Origin of the sequence: Variovorax sp. PAMC26660 (assembly GCF_014302995.1) — a bacterium.
Classification (GTDB): domain Bacteria; phylum Pseudomonadota; class Gammaproteobacteria; order Burkholderiales; family Burkholderiaceae_C; genus Variovorax.
Genome location: NZ_CP060295.1, coordinates 3,069,138 through 3,088,823, shown reverse-complemented (window position 1 = coordinate 3,088,823; position 19,686 = coordinate 3,069,138). Strand labels below are relative to the sequence as shown.

The 19,686-nt window shown below is 66.9% G+C and carries 19 protein-coding genes; 11 read left to right on the top strand and 8 right to left on the bottom strand.

Features of this window, described 5'->3' with window-relative positions; all coding sequences use genetic code 11:
* Window positions 1-11: 11 nt before the first annotated feature.
* On the bottom strand, window positions 12-791 hold the full coding sequence (locus H7F35_RS14825; RefSeq protein ID WP_187113584.1) for a hypothetical protein: 780 nt from the start codon (window positions 789-791) through the stop codon (window positions 12-14).
* The gene (locus H7F35_RS14820) at window positions 784-1,011 is read right to left on the bottom strand and encodes a hypothetical protein (RefSeq protein ID WP_187113583.1); all 228 of its coding nucleotides are present in this window, start codon (window positions 1,009-1,011) and stop codon (window positions 784-786) included. Before H7F35_RS14820 ends, H7F35_RS14825 begins: the two co-directional genes overlap by 8 nt.
* On the opposite strand from H7F35_RS14820, the gene H7F35_RS14815 reads away from it, so the two are divergent.
* Together H7F35_RS14815 and H7F35_RS14810 are read left to right on the top strand one after the other, a co-directional pair.
* Window positions 1,010-1,423, top strand: a complete 414-nt coding sequence (locus H7F35_RS14815) for a hypothetical protein (RefSeq protein ID WP_187113582.1) — start codon at window positions 1,010-1,012, stop codon at window positions 1,421-1,423. The genes H7F35_RS14820 and H7F35_RS14815 overlap by 2 nt on opposite strands.
* Window positions 1,420-1,989 carry a fasciclin domain-containing protein gene (locus H7F35_RS14810; protein ID WP_187113581.1) on the top strand — a complete coding sequence of 190 codons (570 nt, stop codon included), beginning with the start codon at window positions 1,420-1,422 and terminating at the stop codon, window positions 1,987-1,989. The genes H7F35_RS14815 and H7F35_RS14810 overlap by 4 nt, the downstream gene beginning before the upstream one ends.
* A 37-nt stretch (window positions 1,990-2,026) precedes the next feature.
* Here H7F35_RS14810 and H7F35_RS14805 read toward each other — a convergent pair whose 3' ends face one another.
* Window positions 2,027-2,962, bottom strand: a complete 936-nt coding sequence (locus H7F35_RS14805) for a LysR substrate-binding domain-containing protein (protein WP_187113580.1) — start codon at window positions 2,960-2,962, stop codon at window positions 2,027-2,029.
* An 82-nt stretch (window positions 2,963-3,044) separates the two neighbouring features.
* Here H7F35_RS14805 and H7F35_RS14800 point away from each other — a divergent pair, with 82 nt between their 5' ends.
* The 3 genes from H7F35_RS14800 (at window position 3,045) to H7F35_RS14790 (ending at window position 5,475) form a co-directional block, all read left to right on the top strand.
* On the top strand, window positions 3,045-3,365 hold the full coding sequence (locus H7F35_RS14800) for a DUF2917 domain-containing protein (RefSeq protein WP_187113579.1): 321 nt from the start codon (window positions 3,045-3,047) through the stop codon (window positions 3,363-3,365).
* Window positions 3,366-3,493: 128 nt separating this feature from the next.
* The gene (locus H7F35_RS14795; protein ID WP_187113578.1) at window positions 3,494-4,672 is read left to right on the top strand and encodes an acetyl-CoA C-acetyltransferase; all 1,179 of its coding nucleotides are present in this window, start codon (window positions 3,494-3,496) and stop codon (window positions 4,670-4,672) included.
* Window positions 4,672-5,475, top strand: coding sequence for an enoyl-CoA hydratase-related protein (locus H7F35_RS14790; protein WP_187113577.1), 804 nt, complete (start codon window positions 4,672-4,674; stop codon window positions 5,473-5,475). The genes H7F35_RS14795 and H7F35_RS14790 overlap by 1 nt, the downstream gene beginning before the upstream one ends.
* A gap of 28 nt (window positions 5,476-5,503) precedes the next feature.
* Here H7F35_RS14790 and H7F35_RS14785 read toward each other — a convergent pair whose 3' ends face one another.
* Window positions 5,504-6,397, bottom strand: a complete 894-nt coding sequence (locus H7F35_RS14785) for a DUF4261 domain-containing protein (RefSeq protein WP_187113576.1) — start codon at window positions 6,395-6,397, stop codon at window positions 5,504-5,506.
* A 247-nt stretch (window positions 6,398-6,644) separates the two neighbouring features.
* Here H7F35_RS14785 and H7F35_RS14780 point away from each other — a divergent pair, with 247 nt between their 5' ends.
* Together H7F35_RS14780 and H7F35_RS14775 are read left to right on the top strand one after the other, a co-directional pair.
* Window positions 6,645-7,907: a 6-phosphofructokinase gene (locus tag H7F35_RS14780; RefSeq protein WP_187113575.1), complete on the top strand. Its 1,263-nt coding sequence runs from the start codon at window positions 6,645-6,647 to the stop codon at window positions 7,905-7,907.
* Entirely contained in the window at window positions 7,907-8,134 is a 228-nt protein-coding gene (locus tag H7F35_RS14775; protein ID WP_187113574.1) for a cysteine-rich CWC family protein, read from the top strand. Before H7F35_RS14780 ends, H7F35_RS14775 begins: the two co-directional genes overlap by 1 nt.
* On the opposite strand, the gene H7F35_RS14770 is transcribed toward H7F35_RS14775, so the two are convergent.
* Complete coding sequence (locus tag H7F35_RS14770) at window positions 8,125-9,480, bottom strand: putative zinc-binding metallopeptidase (protein WP_261803630.1); 1,356 nt, start codon at window positions 9,478-9,480, stop codon at window positions 8,125-8,127. The genes H7F35_RS14775 and H7F35_RS14770 overlap by 10 nt on opposite strands.
* Window positions 9,481-9,605: 125 nt before the next feature.
* Here H7F35_RS14770 and H7F35_RS14765 point away from each other — a divergent pair, with 125 nt between their 5' ends.
* The 4 genes from H7F35_RS14765 to H7F35_RS14750 all read left to right on the top strand — a co-directional run bounded on the left by H7F35_RS14765 (window position 9,606) and on the right by H7F35_RS14750 (window position 15,526).
* Window positions 9,606-11,108, top strand: coding sequence for a DHA2 family efflux MFS transporter permease subunit (locus tag H7F35_RS14765; RefSeq protein WP_187113573.1), 1,503 nt, complete (start codon window positions 9,606-9,608; stop codon window positions 11,106-11,108).
* A 75-nt stretch (window positions 11,109-11,183) separates the two neighbouring features.
* Window positions 11,184-12,323, top strand: coding sequence for an ABC transporter substrate-binding protein (locus H7F35_RS14760; RefSeq protein ID WP_187113572.1), 1,140 nt, complete (start codon window positions 11,184-11,186; stop codon window positions 12,321-12,323).
* 76 nt (window positions 12,324-12,399) lie between these two features.
* Window positions 12,400-13,167: a class II glutamine amidotransferase gene (locus tag H7F35_RS14755; RefSeq protein ID WP_187113571.1), complete on the top strand. Its 768-nt coding sequence runs from the start codon at window positions 12,400-12,402 to the stop codon at window positions 13,165-13,167.
* 115 nt (window positions 13,168-13,282) lie between these two features.
* A complete protein-coding gene (locus H7F35_RS14750) occupies window positions 13,283-15,526 on the top strand; it encodes a TonB-dependent receptor (RefSeq protein ID WP_187113570.1) in 2,244 nt (747 codons plus the stop codon).
* A 19-nt stretch (window positions 15,527-15,545) separates the two neighbouring features.
* On the opposite strand, the gene gshB is transcribed toward H7F35_RS14750, so the two are convergent.
* The 3 genes from gshB to H7F35_RS14735 are packed head-to-tail and all read right to left on the bottom strand — an operon-like array spanning window position 15,546 to window position 19,660.
* Window positions 15,546-16,499: a glutathione synthase gene (gshB, locus tag H7F35_RS14745; protein WP_187113569.1), complete on the bottom strand. Its 954-nt coding sequence runs from the start codon at window positions 16,497-16,499 to the stop codon at window positions 15,546-15,548.
* A complete protein-coding gene (locus H7F35_RS14740) occupies window positions 16,499-17,770 on the bottom strand; it encodes a benzoate/H(+) symporter BenE family transporter (protein WP_187113568.1) in 1,272 nt (423 codons plus the stop codon). Before H7F35_RS14740 ends, gshB begins: the two co-directional genes overlap by 1 nt.
* Before the next feature lie 21 nt (window positions 17,771-17,791).
* Complete coding sequence (locus H7F35_RS14735; protein WP_187113567.1) at window positions 17,792-19,660, bottom strand: potassium transporter Kup; 1,869 nt, start codon at window positions 19,658-19,660, stop codon at window positions 17,792-17,794.
* Between the last annotated feature and the right edge of the window lie 26 nt (window positions 19,661-19,686).

Here is a 19,686-nt window from a genome sequence, read left to right as displayed (position 1 = left end):
ACGCGCGCACCTCAGGCCCCGTCGCCGAGACGCGCCCGCACTTCGCGGCGGCTCAACTGGCGCTTGGCTGCGGCATAGACATACGGTTGTCCGTACATCGCCTGATTGCTGGACACACCAAAGGCTGGCCGGCCACAGGCGCTGGAGTTCGTCACCCAACACCGCCGCAGCACGTCGTAGCGCTTCTCCCAGACCCCCGGCGCCTTCATCGGCGGCGAAGGTGCAAGCGTGACTTCAAACCAGTCGCCATTCACGCAATGCCATTGGGTGACCTGGTCAATCACGTGGAAGGATGCATGCGCCTTCTTGCCACGCCGCTCGGCACTCTCGCCCCGAGCCCACTGCAGCGCTTGAGCAAGACGGCGGTTGGGCAGCAGGATGCCCGTGCCCGGGTGCACGAACAACGCCACATGTGGGGCTTCGTGCAACGGCGCGCGACTGCCGTCGCTCCACCAGCGCGATCGCACCCACACCTCGCCGTCGCGCATCACCGCCTCGCGTTCGACGAACTGATCGATGTGCTCGAAGATGTGCGCCTGCACCGTGCTGCGACGGTCGATGCCGCTGCAGAGTTCCGCATACACCTTGTCCCACGGCCGGTGCACCTGCTTGTGCAGCCAGCGCTTGAGCGGCGCGAGGTTCTCGTTGAGCCACTTCCTGTGCTTGTAGCCGCGCCTCATGCCCAGGTGCGAGCCCGCCTCCTTGCTGTTGCGCCAGATGCGCCCATCGCCCTGCACGCGCCAACCGGTTCGCGGCCGCTCGACGATGACCTTGTCCATATCGTCACGCATCGTCGCCCCTCCCCACCAGGCTGCGTGCAGCCTTCTGCAAAGCCACCTTCTGCGCACGCCGTTCCGCACGGTGCGTGCGCAGATGGCGCCCTGCGCCCTGGCTCGATTCGCGGCGTGCCATCGCGGCCACCACGGGATTGCGAGGTGCCGTTGCCGGCACCGAAAAGTAAAACCGGCCCAGACGCTTCTCGTCGTCGCGGGCCTTCCGTTGAGCACTCATGTGCGCACACTCCAAAAACAAAAAGGCCCCGGCGAATGGCTGCGCGGGGCCTTTGTCGATGGGCCTCGGCGGATGCGTGGATGCACATCCGGCCGGGGCGGTCGGTGTGCGGGTCAGGTGTTCAGAAAACGGTTCATTGATGTGTGTTGTCGCCCGGGAGGTTGGTCGTCGCCAGGCGAGGAGAGAAAAACTGTTGCTGAAAAACGAAGGGCGGATTGTGGCGAGCGCGCATGCGATGCGCAAGCACTCCACCCAGCGCTGTGGCGCAAAGCCGACGCGCAACAAATCCGTCGACGGGTGCGAATCCAAACGCGAACAGGCGCCGTATTCGATTCAAGCGCATCGCGCCCCCGAGCTGTTGGCGGTTTCCACAGACACCTCAAGAACCATTCTTTCCAGGAGCCTTCAATGAAAAAACTCATGATTGCAGTCGGCGTTTCGGTCCTGCTCGGCGCTTGCGCGGGCGGCATGGGCATGAGCGGCAGCGGCATGTCGTCGAACCCGATGGTCGGCGGCGCCGCGATGTACCCGACGAAGGACATCGTCGACAACGCCGTGAACTCGAAGGACCACACCACGCTGGTCGCCGCCGTCAAGGCCGCAGGCCTGGTCGATACGCTCAAGAGCCCGGGCCCGTTCACCGTGTTCGCGCCGACCAACGAAGCCTTCGCCGCACTGCCGGCCGGCACGGTCGACACGCTGCTCAAGCCCGAGAACAAGCCCACGCTGACCAAGGTGCTGACGTACCACGTGGTGCCCGGCCGCATGGACGGCCCGGCGCTGATGAGCGCGATCAACGCAGGCGGTGGCAAGGCCGTGCTGAAGACCGCCAGCGGCGGCACGCTGACCGCGACGATGAGCGGCGGCAACGTGTGGGTGACCGACGCCAAGGGCGGCACCGCGATGGTGACGATTGCCAACGTGTACCAGTCGAACGGCGTGATCCACGTGGTCAACAAGGTGCTGCTGCCGGGTTGATCTTTCTGCAGCGCGGCAACGGCGCGGCGGGCCTTCATCAGGTCCGCTGCGCCGCGTCCGCTTCGTCGCGCAGCCATTGCGCGAAGTCGAGCGCGTCGCGGTTGTTCGCAGCGCGCTTCGAAGTTTCGACGAAGTAGGCGCGACGCGATGCGGCGCCCTCGCCCAGCGGTGCCACCAGCCGGCCTTCGCGCACCAGCTCGCGCAGCAGCGGCAACCGGCCGATCACCACGCCCTGGCCCGCCACGGCGGCCGCCACCGCATCGGCGTATTGCGTGAAGCGCAGCGTGCTCTTCATGCGCAGGTCGTCCAGCCCCATCACCTTGAGCCAGGGTTCCCAATCGACAGTGGGGGCTTCGCTGTGGTCCGGGTATTCGACGGTCAGCAGCGTGAAGTTGGCAAGGTCCGACGGCTTGCGCAGGGTTGCAGCGAGTTGCGGCGAGCACAGCGGCACCACCGATTCCTCGAACAGCGCCGGGCCGACACCACGGCCGATGGGCGCGAAGCGTACCGCCAGGTCGATGCGGCTGCTTTCCAGGTCGAGCACGTCGAGCGTGGCCGACACGCGCACATCGACCTGCGGGTGCGTGCCGGTGAAGCGCGCCAGCTTGGGAATGAGCCACAGCGATGCAAAGCCCGGCGTGGTGGTGATCGCCACCTGGCGCGGCGCGGAGCTGGCACGCACGCGCGCCGTGGCATCGCGCAGGCGCTCCAGACTGTCGGTCACGGCCCTTTGCATGACGCCGCCCGCTTCGGTGAGCGACAGCGCGCGATGGTGGCGCTCGAACAGCGGCACGCCCAGGCTGGCTTCGAGCTGCTGCATCTGCCGGCTCACGGCCGATTGCGTCAGGTGCAACTCGCCGGCCGCCAGCGTGAAACTGAGCCGCCGCGCAGCCGCCTCGAAACTGCGCAGCAGTTCGAGCGGTGGCAGTTCGCCACCCACGGCGCCAAGGGCTTTCGCATTCTCTGGATGCATGCAACGAGTTCCAAATGACCGCGTGTAAAGGAGGAGCCGGCTCACTATATTCATTCGTATCACGAATGCAATGGAGCTTGTCATGAGCACCCGGAACCCCTCTTCCCGTTTTCACCTCAGCCTGCAGACCCGGTCCATCTTTGCGGTGCCCGATGGTGCCGGCGTGGGCATCGAATGCCGCAGCGGCTCGGTCTGGGTCACGCTCGACCGCGATCCGCGCGACATCGTGCTGACACCCGGCGAGCGCTTCGAGGGCACCGAGCACCGGCGCGTGCTGGTGTCGGCGCTGGAATCCTCGTGCATCACCGTGTCCGATGCACAACCGGCTGCAATGCCGCTGCCCAAGCCCGTGCGCCAGTGGTCGCCTTGGCGACTTCTGCCCCACGGGTTGTCCCCGGCTTGACCTGAGTGCCACCGGCATCGACCCTCGATGCCATGGACTTGCCGAAACTGAATGCCGCCGTTGTGACGGGCGGCTTTTTGCTTTGGGCGCACGATTGACGCTGTTTTCTTTTTGAGAAGGACATGAACATGGCAGAGGCATACATCGTGGCCGCCGCACGCACGGCGGGCGGGCGGCGTGGCGGCAAGCTCGCGGGCTGGCATCCCGCGGATCTGGCGGCGCAGGTGATCGATGCGCTGGTGGCGCGCAGCGGCATCGACCCTGCGGCGGTGGAAGACGTGATCCTCGGCTGCGTGAGCCAGGTCGGCGAGCAGGCGACCAACATCGCGCGCAACGCGGTGCTGGCGTCGAAGCTGCCTGAATCGGTGCCGGGCACTTCGGTCGACCGGCAGTGCGGCTCGTCGCAGCAGGCGCTGCATTTCGCGGCGCAGGCCGTGATGTCGGGCAGCATGGACGCGGTGATCGCAGGCGGCGTCGAGAGCATGACGCGCGTGCCGATGTTCACGCCCAACGTGCTGCCGGCCAAGGCCGGCCTGGGCACCTACATGAGCCCGGCGATGAAGAAGCGCTACCCCGGCGTGGAGTTCAGCCAGTTCACCGGCGCCGAGATGATCGCGCGCAACTACGGCATCGAGAAGGACATGCTCGATCGCTACGCGCTCGAAAGCCACCACCGCGCCATCGCTGCGAGCCGCGTGGGTGCGTTCAACGAAGAGATCGTGCCCATCGAGATCCTGCTGGCCGACGGCACGGGCACGGGCGAGCAGCACACGGTGGACGAAGGCATCCGCTTCGATGCAACGCTGGAAGGCATCGCGGGCGTCAAGCTGATTGCCGAGGGCGGACGCTGCACCGCCGCCACAGCGAGCCAGATCTGCGATGGCGCGAGCGGCGTGCTGGTGGTGAACGAACGCGGCCTGAAGGCGCTGGGCGCAAAGCCCCTTGCGCGCATCCACCACATGAGCGTGATGGGGCACGACCCGATCATCATGCTGGAGGCACCGCTGCCCGCCACGCAGCGCGCGTTGAAGAAGGCCGGCATGCGCATCGAGGACATCGACCTCTACGAAGTCAACGAAGCCTTCGCGCCCGTGCCCATCGCATGGCTGCAGGCGCTGGGTGCCGACCCGGCGCGGCTCAACGTGAACGGCGGCGCGATCGCGCTGGGCCATCCGCTGGGCGCCTCGGGCACCAAGCTCATGACCACGCTGATCCACGCACTGGGCCAGCGCGGCAAGCGCTACGGCCTGCAGACCATGTGCGAAGGCGGCGGCATGGCCAACGTGACCATCGTCGAAAGGCTCTGATGACCACGCCGCAATACGTCCTCTACGAACTGGCCGACGGCATCGCCACGCTCACGCTGAACCTGCCGGCCAAGCTCAACCCGATCGCGCATGGGCTGCAGGTCGAGCTGAAGGAAACGCTGGAGCGCATCCGCGACGACCACGCGGTGCGCGCCGTGATCCTGACCGGCGCCGGCAAGGCCTTCTGCGTGGGCGCCGACCTGAGCGCGATGGCGCCCAACGAAGCGGGCAAGTCGCTCGGCACGCAAGCGGCCGAAAACATGCAGACGCTCAGCAACCCGCTGATCGAAACGCTGCGCACACTGCCGATTCCGGTGGTGGCTGCCGTCAACGGACCAGCGGCCGGCGCGGGCGTCGGCCTGGCGCTCGCAGCGGACGTGACGATCGCGGCGCGCAGCGCCTACTTCTACCTGCCCTTCCTGCCCAAGCTGGGCATCGTGCCGGACCTGGGCTGCACCTGGGCCATTCCGCGCCGCGCCGGCAGGGCGCGCGCCATGGGCATGGCGCTGCTCGACGAGCGTGTGGGGGCCGGGCGTGCCGTGCAATGGGGACTGATCTGGGCCTGCGTGGACGACGAGCAACTGCTCGAAGAAGCCCGCAGGATCGCGCAGCGCCTGGCGAGCCTGCCGGCGCACGCGGTGGTGGAGGCCCGCGAAGCCTTCGAGGCCTCGGAACGCCACACGCTGAAGGAGCAGTTGCACTACGAGAGCGAGCGACAGCGCGAGCTGATCGACCGCCCGAGCTTTCGCGAAGGCGTGAGCGCGTTCATGCAGAAGCGCCCGCCGGTTTTCGAGAGCCGCTGAACGGGACTCAACGCGACGGATCGCGGGGTCAATGCGGGCGCGAATTGACCTCGTCGGCGCCGATCAATTCAGCTACCAGCACGGCGTCGGGGCCATCGAGAAAGTACTCCGTTGCGAGCGGTGCACGCAGTCGCATGAACTTGTCTTCACCGACCTGCATGGTGTGGCCCGCGCCCATCTCGGCGCCGCTGTCGATCAGGTAGCGCAGGACATTGCCGAACACATCGAAGTACTTCTGGCCTTCGTGGTGGCCCTCGGCCAGCGCGGCGAAATCGGGATGGCCGAAGTGATGCGCGCCATAGGTGCGCATCCAGACGCCCTGCACGCCTTCGACCTCGTACTTGACGAAGCCGCAGTACAGGGCCGGCAGGTCGAAGTGCCGCAGCAGTTCGATGCTGTCGCCTTCGTTCTCGGCGTCGAACACGCCGGCCGGCAACGAGGTGCGGGCCGATTCGTTCAGCACCGCCAGCGCACCGAGGCGGGCCAGTGCGCCGGCCACGGTCGCGAGGGCCACGTACTGTTCGAGCACCGAGGCCTCGTAGCCCGCGTAGTAGAGGATGACGTGGCTGCGGTGCGCGCGAACCCGGGCCTTGAGTTCTTGCGGATAGTGCGCTGGCGCGACGCAAACCTCGACCGATTCGCCCGGCATCGGCGCGTCGAAGCCGACCATCCGTACCACGTGTTTCTTCCAGCCCGCCAGCGCAAGAAAGGTGCCGGCTTCTTCCGCGATCTCGCAGCGCGCGTCGCCGGTGGAGGGGTGGTAGGCGCGCAATGCCTGCGCGAATGCAGCGACATCGATGGCCAGCGCATCCGCGAACACGACCGTCAGCGCAATAGGGTCCTCGAGGTCGGGGTTGGCCACCAGCGCACCGGCATCGCCTGGTTCGTCCGTGCGGCCAAAGAAACGGGAAAAGATGCTCACGCGCGGACTCCTGAAAAGTTGTGTGTCTGTTGCCCAGGGGAATGGCGCGGCTCCGGTTGCGCGCCATGCGCGCACGCCCTCGTGCGCAGCGTGCAGAAACGAACTGTAATCGCGCGGGATCGATCGATCGGCCATTGGCCTGCGGCTGGCGATTGCGCCAGAATGGCCCTCCCGCGAAGCGTTGCCGCCATGCGCCCTGGATGCCCCCAGGGCGATGACCGTCGCGCCACAGCACGGAGATTGCCCAATGAGCACCGCCATCCTCAACGCCTTCTACGCCCAGTCGGGCGGTGTCACCTCGGTCATCAACGCGTCGGCCTGCGGCGTGATCGAAACGGCGCGCCGGCACCCTGACCGCATCGGCAGGCTCTACGCCGGGCGCAACGGCATCATCGGTGCGCTGACCGAGGAGCTGATCGACACCGGCGCCGAATCGGCGGAAGCCATTGCTGCATTGCGCTCCACGCCCTCCGGCGCGTTCGGCTCGTGCCGCTACAAGCTCAAGTCGCTCGAGAAGAACCGGCGCGAGTACGAGCGGCTGATCGAGGTGTTCAAGGCACACGGCATCGGCTATTTCTTCTACAACGGCGGCGGCGATTCGGCCGACACCTGCTTCAAGGTGAGCCAGTTGTCGCAGTCGCTGGGCTATCCGCTGCAGGCGATCCATGTGCCCAAGACCATCGACAACGACCTGCCGCTGACCGACTGCTGCCCCGGTTTCGGCTCGGTCGCGAAGTACGTGGCGGTGTCCACGCTGGAAGCCTCGTTCGACGTGCGCTCGATGGCGGCCACCTCGACCAAGGTGTTCGTGCTCGAAGTGATGGGGCGGCATGCGGGCTGGATCGCGGCAGCCGGTGGGCTGGCGGCCGACCACGGCATTCCGGTGGTGGTGCTGTTCCCCGAGATCGAATTCGACAAGCCGCGCTTCATCGCGCGCGTCGACGAGTTGGTGAAGCAGCACGGCTACTGCTCGGTGGTGGTGTCCGAAGGCTGCCATCACCCCGACGGCACCTTCCTGGCCGAGCAGGGCACCCGCGATGCCTTCGGCCATGCGCAGCTTGGCGGCGCGGCGCCGGTGGTGGCGCAGATGGTCAAGGACGCGCTGGGCCACAAGTTCCACTGGGCCGTGGCCGACTATCTGCAACGGGCCGCGCGCCACATCGCCTCGGCCACCGACGTGAAGCAGGCCTACGAGCTGGGCCAGCGCGCGGTGGAGCTGGCACTCGAAGGCCGCAACGCGGTGATGCCGACCATCGAGCGCATCTCCGATGTGCCGTATGCCTATCGCCTGGGCAGCGCGCCGCTCGAATCGGTGGCGAATGTCGAGAAGCCGATGCCGCGCGATTTCATCTCGGACGACGGCTACGGCATCACCGAGAAGTGCAGGCGCTACCTGCTGCCGCTGATCGAAGGCGAGGACTATCCCGCCTACCGCGATGGTCTGCCGGTCTACGTGACGCTGCAGAACGTGGCGGTGGCGAAGAAGCTGCCGGCTTTCAAGATCGCGTGATGACAACGACCGCTGCGATCATCGACACCACGCGCTGCCCGCTGTGCGGCGAGTTGAACCGCTGCGCGATGGAGATCGAGCGCGAGACGGGCCAGGTGCAGCCGCCCTGCTGGTGCATGCAGGCCGACTTCAGCAATGCGCCGCTGACCAATCTGCCGGAGACCATGCGGGGCATGTCCTGCATCTGTGCCCGCTGTGCCGCGGGCGCCGCGCCCGCTCAGGACTGACCAGTCCCCTGCGACTGCGACTGGGTCTGCACCTGTTGATCGGGGGCAGGCTGCTGCTCGACGGGCTCGGGGGCTGGCGCCACCACGTCGCTGGCCATCACCATCGTCGGCGCGGAGCCGTACCGCTGCCCGGTGATCACGCCATGGATGAACTGCAGCTTGCCCACTGCCGCGCGCGGCAGCACGAAGGGGTAGTAGTCGGGCTGACCCATGCTGCGCGACAGCTCGTTCAGCACGTTGGTCAGCAGCACCCAGCCGTTGATGAAGTCAAGGAATTTCGCGGCATCTGGATGCTCGGGCTGCCAGAGGTCATCGACGGTGAAGAGGTCGCTCGCCAGCTCCACGGTGGTGGCATCGACACCGAAGCTCATCGCAGTGTCGGCCGTGTCGGCCATGTGCAGGTAGTGGGCCCAGGTCTCTGCCCAGTCTTCCCACGGATGCGTGCTGGCATAGCTGCTGACGAAGCGATCGGCCCAGTCGGGTGGCGGTCCCTGCTCATAGTGCGTCTGCAGTGCGGCGGCGTAGTCGGCACGGTCGTCGCCGAAGAGCGCGCGGAAGTCGTCGATCCACGGCGTGGGCAGCACCAGCAGGTCCCAGTAGTAGTGGCCGATCTCGTGGCGGAAGTGGCCGAGCAGTGTGCGGTAGGGCTCGCGCATTTCGGCGCGGATGCGCTCGCGCACGGCGTCCTCGGCTTCTTCCGCGTTGAGGGTGATCACGCCGTGCTCGTGGCCCGTCATCACGTGCGGGCCGCCCGGCATGTTGCTGAGGAAGTCGAAAGCCAGGCCGTGCACCGGGTCGGCATGGCGGCTCACCACCGGCAGGCCGAGCGCGAGCAGTTGCGAGATCAATCGGCGCTTGGCGGTTTCGAGCTTGCGCCAGAGTTCGCCGTTGCTCTCCACCGAGAGATCGGGAATGGTGCGCGTGACGCTGCATGCCAGGCAGTAGCCGGGCGCCAGGCCCTGGGTGTCGACGGGAATCGTCTCGCCCTCGCGCGGCGCCGGCACCATCCAGCTGCAGGCGGCGGGGGTCATGAGGTTGGCGCAGCGGCGGTACGTGGGGCCGTGCGGATCGCCGAAGACGGTGAAGGTGTCGGGCAGCGCGCCTCCGTCCACGGCCGGTGCGAGCGGCATGACGCCGAGGCGATCGATCACGTAGCCCAGGGGCGTGTGGCAGGCCAGGCATTCGCTGTTGCGCAGGAACACGGGGCGGCCGCACTGGCAGCGGTAGGCACGGCTGACGGTCGGCGCGGCAAGCTCGGTCGCGAGCGTGGGCGCGGCCTCCGGCTCGGTGTTGCCGGCGGGACCGTCGAGCGGGCCGTTGGCTTGTTCGTTCAATGGAGAGTCCATGTCGTTGTACGGCGCTTGACGCGAAGGGGACAGCCGCTGCATTGTGCGACCGCCCGATGCGCCCTTCGCCGCGCAAACACCGATATGCTTGTAGGACGACGGACCCCGAGACATTCCGCCGCCCCATGACCTCCCCACAGACATCCGAAGCCGCGATCACGCCGGCCCCGCCTTCCATCGGCACGCTGCGCCAGCGCTATGGCGAACGCTATCGCTGGTACCTGCTGCTGTCGGTGATGGTGGGGACGATGGCATCGATCATGTCCTCGACCATCGTGAACGTGGCGATCCCCGGCATGAGCCATCACTTCTCGCTCGGGCAGGAGCGCGCGCAATGGGTGAGTTCGGGCTTCATGGTGGCGATGACGGTGTCGATGCTCACCACGCCCTGGCTGCTGTCGCGCTACGGCTACCGGCGCACCTATGTGGGCACGATGTTGCTGCTTCTGCTGGGCGGCATCGTGGGCGGGCTGGCCAACAACTTTTCTCTGGTGCTGTTCGCGCGCGTGGCCGAAGGGCTGGCGGCGGGCGTGGTGCAGCCCATTCCGGCCATCATCATCCTGCGCGCCTTCGAGCCGCACGAGCAGGGGCGCGCGAGCGGCATCTTCGGCATGGGCGTGGTGCTGGCGCCGGCCATCGGGCCGAGCATCGGCGGCGTGCTGGTCGATCTGTTCGGCTGGCGCTCGATCTTCTTCATGGTGGTGCCGTTCTGCCTGGCCTCGCTGTGGCTGGCCTACAAGTTCGTGCCGACCACGGCGCCCGGTGGCGTGGCAGCCGTGCGCGGCGGCGGGCTCGACGGGCGCGGACTGGCGCTGGGCACGGTCGGCACGCTGTGTCTGCTGAACGGGCTGGTCGAGTTGCGCGGCGATTCGCCCCTGCAGGCAGCCCTGCTGCTGGCCGGCGCGCTGGCGGCTTTCTCGGCCTTCGTGTGGTGGCAACGGCGGCTCGCGGCCTCGGGCGGCACGCCGCTGATGAACCTCGCGCTGTTCCAGTACCGGCAGTTCGCGATGGGCAGCGTGGTGGCGTTCATCTACGGCACGGCGCTGTTCGGCTCGACCTACCTGCTGCCGGTGTACATGCAGGTCGGGCTGCACCTGTCGGCCTCGCATGTGGGCACGATCCTGCTGCCGGCGGGCATCGTGCTGGCGGTGACCATCGCGGGCGTGGGCCGGCTGGCCGACCGGCATCCGACCTGGGTGCTGGTCACCATCGGACTCGTGCTGCTGGCCACCTCGTTCACGCTGATGATGCTGCTGCGGCTCGACAGCGCGCTCTGGCTGCTGGTGGCCTTCGCGATCATCGGGCGCATCGGGTTGGGGTTCATCCTGCCGTCGCTCAACCTCGGCTCGATGCGGCCGCTGGCCAAGCCGCTGATTCCGCAGGGCGCGAGCGCCATCAACTTCGTGCGCATGCTGGGCGGGGCTGCCGGCGTGAGCCTGTGCGCCATCGTGCTGGAGTGGCGGCTTGCAGCGCATGGCGATTCGCTCGCCAACCCGATGAGCAGCCCGGCGCGGCTGGCGGCGTTCGACGAAGTGTTCGCGATGCTGGCGGGGCTGTGTGCGCTGGCCGTCTGTGCCGCGTGGCAACTGCGCGAAAGCCCAAAGAGGACGGCGCGCAACACGGGGTAAACCACCGCCGGTGGGGAGGGTCGCTTTCGCATTCAATTGTTATCAGTTGTATCGATATCGCGAAACGGGTTCCCCATGCACCGCAGAAATTTTCTTGCCGCCTCGGCTGCGGCCATGGCCGGGCTCAGCCCCTTGTCGTCCGCCATTGCCGCGGAGAGTGGCGTGAGCGATGGCGAAATCGTGCTCGGCCACACCGGCATCCTGAGCGGCCCGCTCGGGGCGCCGATCAAGGTGGTGATGGCTGGCGCAGGGCTGGCCTTCGACGCGGTCAACGCACAGGGCGGGCTGTCGGGCCGCAAGATCAAGCTGGTCTCGCTGGACGACGAGCTGGTGCCCGAGAAGGCCGTTGCCAATTACGAGAAGCTGCTGGGCGAGCACCATGCGTTCGCCTTCTTCGGCTGCGTGGGTTCGGGCACCACCGCCGCGGCGGCCAAGGTGCTGAACCAGAGCGGCGCGCCGATGGTGGGCGGCTATGCGGTGTCGGACTCGGCGCGCGACAAGGTCAACGGCTCGGGGTACTTCGTGCGTGCCACCTTCGCGCGTGAAGCGCAGGCGCTGGTGCAACACCTGACGACCATCGGCGTGTCGCGCATCGGCGTGGCGTACCTTGACAACCCGGGCGGCGCCGAAGTGGCCAAGCTCGTCGAGTCGGCGTTGACCGCGCTGCAACTGAAGCCGGCGGCGGCCGTGCCGGTGAAGGGCGACGGCTCGACCAACGAGGCCGCCGGCAAGGCGCTCGCGGACAGCAAGGCGCAGGCGGTGATCATGTACCTGGGCGGCGGCATCGGCGGCGAGGTGATGAAGAGCGCGTGGGCGGCGGGCGGCCGCCAGATGTTCTACGGCATGTCGATCGTGCCGGGCGACGTCACGGCCAAGCTGGTGGGCGACAAGACCAGCGGGCTGGCCATCTCGCAGATCGTTCCGTACCCGTGGAGCGAGGTCGATGCGGTGGCGCGCGACTACCGCCAACTGGCCGAGCGCGCCAAGGTCGACGTGGGCTACCTGAGCTATGAGGGCTATGTCAATGCGCTGGTAATGATCGAGGCGCTGCGCCGCACGGGCCGCGAACTGACGCGCACGAAGCTGCACGCCACGCTCAAGGCCATGAAGCTGCGCGTGGGCAACATGGAGATCGACTTCACCGGCGCCAGCAACACGGGCTCGCGCTTCATCGAGATGGTGCGGGTGACCAAGGAAGGCAAGTTCCTGCGCTGAAGCGCTGCAGCGCGAAAAGGTCGGATAAGCGGCATCGGCGGCGGGGGCCTGCGGGAATCGCGGTCTAATCGCTGCCATGTGCCAATTGCTAGGGATGAACTGCAACACGCCGACCGATGTGACCTTCAGCTTCACGGGGTTCGCGCAGCGCGGCGGCCGCACGGACCATCACGCCGACGGCTGGGGCATCGCGTTCTTTGAAGACCGCGGGCTGCGCCACTTCGTCGATCACCAGCCGGCGTGCGAATCGCCGGTGGCGGAGCTGATCCGGCGCTACCCGATCCAGAGCCGCAACGTCATTGCGCACATCCGCAAGGCGACGCAGGGCGAGGTCAATCTGCAGAACTGCCACCCCTTCGTGCGCGAGCTGTGGGGCCGCTACTGGGTGTTTGCCCACAACGGCGACCTGAAGGATTTCCGCCCGCGCCTGCACGGCAACTTTCACCCGGTCGGCAACACCGACAGCGAACATGCCTTCTGCTGGCTGATGCAGGAGCTGGCCAAGTCGCATGCGGGCGTGCCGAGCGTCGAAGAGTTGACGCTCACGCTGCGCGAACTGGCGCCGCAGCTTGCGAGCCACGGCACTTTCAACTTCATGCTGTCCAACGGTCAGGCGCTGTGGGCGCATGCCTCGACGAACCTCTGGTACGTGGAGCGCCAGCACCCCTTCGTCACCGCGCAACTCTCCGACGAAGACCTGGCGATCGACTTCGCGCAACACACCACGCCCACCGACCGCGTGGCCGTGGTCGTGACCGCGCCACTGACCACCAACGAGACCTGGACACCCTTTGCACCGGGCGAACTGCTTGTGTTCGTGGACGGGCAGCGCTCCACCCCCTGAAGATCGCATGTAGCCTTTTTGGCTGACACATTTTTGCAACAGTGCAAGAAAGTATCAGCGGTTCGACGCAAACAGAGAACAATAACGGTTCTCATTTGCATCTTACGAACCGTCCATGTCCGTCCCCTTCTTCCATCTCCGGCCCACCGTGGCCGCGTCGCTGCTCGCCCTCAACGCCCTGACGGCCATGGCGCAAACACCGCCGGCCGAGCCGGCAGCGGCATCGAGCGGCACGCTGTCCACCGTCACCGTGGAAGCCAGCGCCGACGCATCGGCCGAAGGCCTGACCAAGCCTTACGCAGGCGGCCAGGTGGCACGGGGCGGCCGGGTCGGCATCCTGGGCAACCAGGACATGATGAGCACGCCGTTCTCGAGCACCAGCTACACGAATGAGCTGATCCAGAACCAGCAGGCCCGCAGCGTGGCCGACGTGCTGCAGAACGATCCGACGGTGCGCGTGGCGCGCGGCTTCGGCAACTTCCAGGAGTCGTATTTCATCCGCGGCTTCATCGTCAACTCCGACGACATCGCCTACAACGGCCTCTACGGCCTGCTCCCACGCCAGTACATCTCGTCCGAGCTCTTCGAGCGCGTGGAAGTGTTCCGCGGCGCGAGCGCGTTCCTGAACGGTGCCACGCCCACGGGCGGTGGCATCGGCGGCAACATCAACCTGCTGCCCAAGCGCGCGCCGAACGATCCGCTCACCCAGGTCACGGTCGGCACCGCCAGCGGTTCGCAGTCTTATGTCGCGACCGACATCGCGCGCCGCTTCGGCCCCGACCAGAGCCTGGGCGTGCGCCTGAACGCCGCGCATCGCGATGGCGGAACGGCCGTGGATGGCGAAGGCGTCAAACTCGACGTGCTGTCGGTCGGCCTCGACTGGCGCAGCCGCGACGCGCGCATTTCGGCCGACATCGGCCATCAGGAGCACCGCCTGCGCAACACGCGTCCCAATGTGACGCTGGGCAGCGGCGTCACCGTGGTGCCGAAGGCGCCCGACAACGACACGAACTTCTCGCAGCCCTGGACCTATTCCTACGAACGCGACACCTTCGGCTCCGTGCGCGGCGAGTACGACATCACGCCCGACATCACCGCCTGGGCCGCAGCCGGCGCACGCAGCAGCTACGAGAACAATTCGCTCGCTGGCCCCACGGTATCCAACGGATCGACCGGCGCTTTCACCACCAGCCGCTTCGACAACACGCGCGAAGACCGGGTCAAGACGGCCGAGCTCGGCCTGCGCGGAAAGCTGCGCACCGGCAGCGTCGGCCACGAGTGGGTGATCGGCTATTCCTATTTCGATCTTCAGAAGAAGAACGCCTACGGCCTGGGGCTGGGCACCGGCGGCACGCTCAACAGCAACATCTACTACCCGCGCGGCTACCTCCAGCCGGCGCTGACCTATCTGGGCAACGACCTCGCCAACCCGGCGCTCAACGGCACGACGACACTCAAGAGCCTGGCGATCGGCGACACGCTGTCGTTCATGGACGACCGCCTGCGCCTGACGCTCGGCGTGCGCCGCCAGACGCTCGAGACCAGCGATATCAGCTACCGGATCGTGAGCAACGGCAAGCAGACTGCCGCCGGCGGCACCATCACCTCCTACGACCAGAGCCGCACGAGCCCGATGGCAGGCATCGTGTTCAAGGCCAGCAACGAGCTGTCGGTCTATGCGAACTACATCGAAGGACTGGCGCAGGGCGACACCGCGCCCGCGCAGTCCGGCGGCCAGCCGGTGCTCAACGCCGGCCAGCAATTGCGCCCCTATGTGTCCAAGCAGAAGGAAATCGGCATCAAGTACGACGCCGGCCAAGTGGGCGGAACCCTTGCCCTGTTCTCCACCGAGAAGCCACGCGCCTACATCGAGAACAACTACTTCTCTTCAGCCGGCAAGGACCGCCATCAAGGCGCCGAACTCAGCGTCTTCGGCCAGGTCACCAAAGGCGTGCGCCTGCTCGGCGGCCTGACATTGCTGGACGCCAAGCAAAAGGACACCGGCAGCAGCACGACCGACGGCAAGCGCGTCATCGGCGTGCCCAAGGTGCAGGGCAGCATCGGCGTCGAGTGGGACGTGCCGGGCGTGCGGGGCCTCTCGCTCGACGGCCGCGTGGTGACGAGCGGATCGAGCTACGCGAACGCCACCAACACCCTGCGCGTGCCGGGCTGGACGCGCCTGGACCTGGGCGCGCGCTATGTGACCGAAGTGCGCGGCAAGCTGCTGACGCTGCGCGCGCGCATCGAGAACGTGGCCGACCGCAACTACTGGTCCTCGGTCGGCGGCTACCCTGGCTCCGGCTACCTGGTGCTGAGCGCGCCGCGCACCTTCACGGTGTCGGCGTCGATGGACTTCTGATGCCTTGAACCGGCCGGCGCTATGCGCCGGCCAGATGCGCTTCCAGCGCATCGATGAACATGGCCGGCACGTCGAAGCCGGTCTGTTCGGTGATTTCCTGGAAGCAGGTCGGGCTGGTCACGTTGATCTCGGTGACCGAGTCGCCGATCACGTCGAGCCCGATCAGCAGCAGCCCGCGCGGCGCGAGCACCCGGCCCACGGCTTCGGCGATCTCGCGGTTGCGCGCGGTCAGAGGCTGAGCCACGCCCTTGCCGCCGGCGGCCAGATTGCCGCGCACCTCGGTGCCCTGCGGAATGCGCGCCAGCACGAAGGGCGCCGGCTCGCCCGCGATGATCAGGATGCGCTTGTCGCCCTGCACCACCTCGGGCACGAAGCGCTGCACCATGATGGTCTCGGCGCCGTCCTTGTTGAGCGTCTCGACGATGGAGCCCAGGTTCAGCGCGTCCTGCTTCACCCGGAAGATGCCCATGCCGCCCATGCCGTCGAGCGGCTTCAGGATGATGTCGCCGTGCTCCGCATGAAAGTCGCGCACGGCCTGCGCGCTGCGCGTGACCAGCGTCGGCGTGACGAACTGCGGAAACTCCATGATCGCCAGCTTTTCGGGGTGGTCGCGCAACGCGCGCGGCGAATTGACCACGTGCGCGCCTTCGCGCTCGGCCTGCTGCAGCAGGTGTGTCGAGTAGATGTACTCGGCATCGAAAGGCGGGTCCTTGCGCATGAGCACCGCATCGAAGTCCTTCAGCGCCTTCGACTCCGTGATGTCGACGTGGTACCAATTCTTGCTGTCGCCGGTCAGCGTGATCTGCTGCACCACGGCCGTGACCAAGCCGCCCGACTTCCACTGGATGTCCTGCGGCAGGCACGCCGCGATGCGGTGACCGCGGCGCTGCGCCTCGCGCATCATCGAGAAGGTCGTGTCCTTGTAGATTTTGAACTGATCGAGCGGGTCGGCAACGAAGAGGATGTTTTTCATCAGGCGTTCTTTCCGGCGCCGGGAGCGGCGGCCACGTGTGTGTCTGGCGCGATGTTGCCGGAAGCGGCGATGCCCTTGCCGACCGGGGCCTTTTCCGCAAGGGATGCGCGCCCGATGTGCTGCACGGCGAGCGCGATGGCACCGGCCACCACGCCCCAGAATGCCGAGCCGATGCCCACGAGCGTGACGCCTGACAGCGTGACCAGGAAGGTGATCAGCGCCGCCTCGCGGTGCGACTCGTCGCGCACCGCTGCGGCCAGCCCGCCGCCGATGGTGCCCAGCAATGCCAGCCCTGCGATGCACGCAACCAGTTCCTTCGGGAAGGCCGTGAGCAGCCCCGTGACCGCCGCGCCAAAGAGCCCGATCACCACGTAGAGGGCGCCGCAGCTCACGGCCGCGGTGTAGCGTCGCGCCGGGTCTTCATGGGCTTCGCGGCCCATGCACATGGCGGCTGTGATCGCGCTCAGGTTCAGCGCGAACGCGCCGAAAGGCGCGAGCACCAGCGTCGCAAGGCCGCTGATGGTGATGAGCTTGCTGACCGGCAGGTCGCTGTACCCACTCGCGCGGATCGCAGCCACACCCGGCAGGTTCTGCGAGGCCATGGTCACGACAAACAACGGCAGCGACAGGCTGACGATGGCCTGCCAGCTGAAGACCGGCATCGTGAACACCGGCCAGGTGAGCGTGAAGTGCACGGAGGACCACGCCAGCTGGCCGCGCGCCGCCACGAAGACGATGGCCACGAGCAGCGTCAGCGGCACCGCGTAGCGCGGCACGAACCGCTTGGCGACGAGGTAGGTGCCGAGCATCAGCAGCACCAATGGCAACGCGGTCTGCGCCGCGGTGAAGGCCGACAGGCCGAAGCGCGCGAGCACGCCGGCAAGCAATGCGGAGGCAATCGCCATCGGGATCTTGTTCATCACCCGCTCGAACCATCCGGTGGCGCCCGCGAGCACGATCAGCACCGCGCACACGATGAATGCGCCCACCGCCTCGCCCATGCCGTAGCCCATGCCGGCAACAGCCAGCACCGCCGCGCCGGGCGTGCTCCAGGCAATCATCACGGGCTTCTTCCACCAGAGCGAGGGCAGCGCCGAAGCCAGCCCCATGCCGATGCCCAGTGCCCACATCCAGGAAGCCGCCATCTCCGGCGTGGCGCCGAAGGCCTGCGCGGCCTGGAACACGATGGCCACCGAACTCGTGAAACCCACGAGCACGGCGACGAAGCCCGCGGTGAAAGCCGAAAGGCTCAGGTCTTTGAAGAACGACATCCGGCGATTGTGCCGCCGCCGTCAGATCTCGATCTTCGAGCCCAGTTCGACCACCGCATTGTTCGGCAACCCCAGGAACGCAGCCGCCCCGCTCGCGTTGTGGTGCATCTGCGCGAACAGCTTCTCGCGCCACGGCGCCATGCCGCTGCCGAGCGTCGGGATCACGACGTCGCGCGACAGGAAGTAGCTGGTCGTCATCGGCTCCAGCTGGCAGCCGCGCATGCGCGCATGTTCGAGCGCACGCGGCAGATCGATGTCGTTCTTGAAGCCGTAGTGCACCATGATCTGCCAGCAATGGTGACCGAGCGCCTCGATCTCGATGCGCTTGTCCATCGGGATCCAGGGCACCTCGTGGTTGCGCACGGTGACGAACATGTTCTGCTCGTGCAGCACCTTGTTGTGCTTCAGGTTGTGCAGCAGCGCGTTGGGCACCGTGCCGGGCTCAGCCGTGAGAAACACCGCAGTGCCGTCGACGCGCGCCGGCGGGCTCACGAACACCGAGGCAAGAAAGGACTTCAGGTCGATCGCATCGGCGTGCTGCGCCTCGCCCATCAGGCGCCGGCCTTCCTTCCAGGTGATCATCAGCGTGAACACGAAGCCGCCGATCATCAGCGGGAACCAGCCGCCCTCGAACAGCTTGAGCAGGTTCGACGCGAAGAACAGGAAGTCGACCACGAAGAAGACCGCGGTCGATGCGATGCACAGTGCCAACGGCAGCTTCCACGCGTAGCGGATCACGAAGAAGGTCAGGATCGTGGTGATCAGCATGTCGGTGGTCACCGCAATGCCGTAGGCCGCGGCCAGGCTGCTCGAGGTGCGGAACATCACGACCGCCAGCACGATGGCCACGAACAGGCCCCAGTTGACCAAAGGAATGTAGATCTGCCCCGCCGTGCGCACGCTGGTGTGCTCGATGTTCAGGCGCGGCAGGTAGCCCAGCTGGATGACCTGGCGTGTGACGCTGAACGCTCCGGTGATGAGCGCCTGCGACGCGATCACCGTGGACGCCGTGGCCAGCATCACCAGCGGTATCAGTGCCCATTCGGGCGCCATCATGAAGAAGGGGTTCTTCACGGCCTCGGGGTTCTCCAGCAGCAGCGCGCCCTGGCCGAGGTAGTTGAGCGTCAGGGCCGGCATGACGACCGAGAACCACGCGATGCGGATCGGTTGCTTGCCGAAGTGGCCCAGGTCGGCATACAGCGCCTCGGCCCCGGTCACGCACAGCACCATGGCACCGAGCAGGATGAAGCTCGTTCCCGGGTTGCTCCAGATGAACTTCAGCGCATACCAGGGGTTCAGCGCCTTGATGATTTCAGGGTGGTGCAGGATCTGCCACACGCCCAGCACCGCGATCGCTGCGAACCACGCCAGCGTGATCGGGCCGAAGAATTTGCCGATGCCCGCGGTGCCGCGCTTTTGCACCGCGAACAGGCAGAACAGCACGACCAGGGTGATCGGGATCACGTAGTGCGTGAAGTGCGGCGACACCACCTCCAGGCCCTCGACCGCCGACAGCACCGAGATCGCCGGGGTGATGACCCCGTCGCCATAGAAGAGCGATGTGCCGAAGATGCCGACCACCAGCAGCAGATGGCGCAGCCTGGGCTTGTCGGCCACCGCCCGCGAGGCCAGAGCGAGCATGGCGACCAGGCCGCCCTCGCCTTCGTTGTCGGCCCGCAGCACCAGCACCACGTACTTGATGGAGACGATGACGGTCAATGTCCAGAAGAACATCGAAAGGATGCCGTAGACGTTTTCGACCGTGAACGGCACATGGCCGTGGCCGAACACTTCCTTGACCGCATACAGCACGCTGGTGCCGATGTCGCCATAGACAACGCCGATGGCGCCGACGATCAGGCCGGCTGAGAGAGATTTGGGGGCTGACACGAAGTCGATGGAAAAGGGCTGGCTGC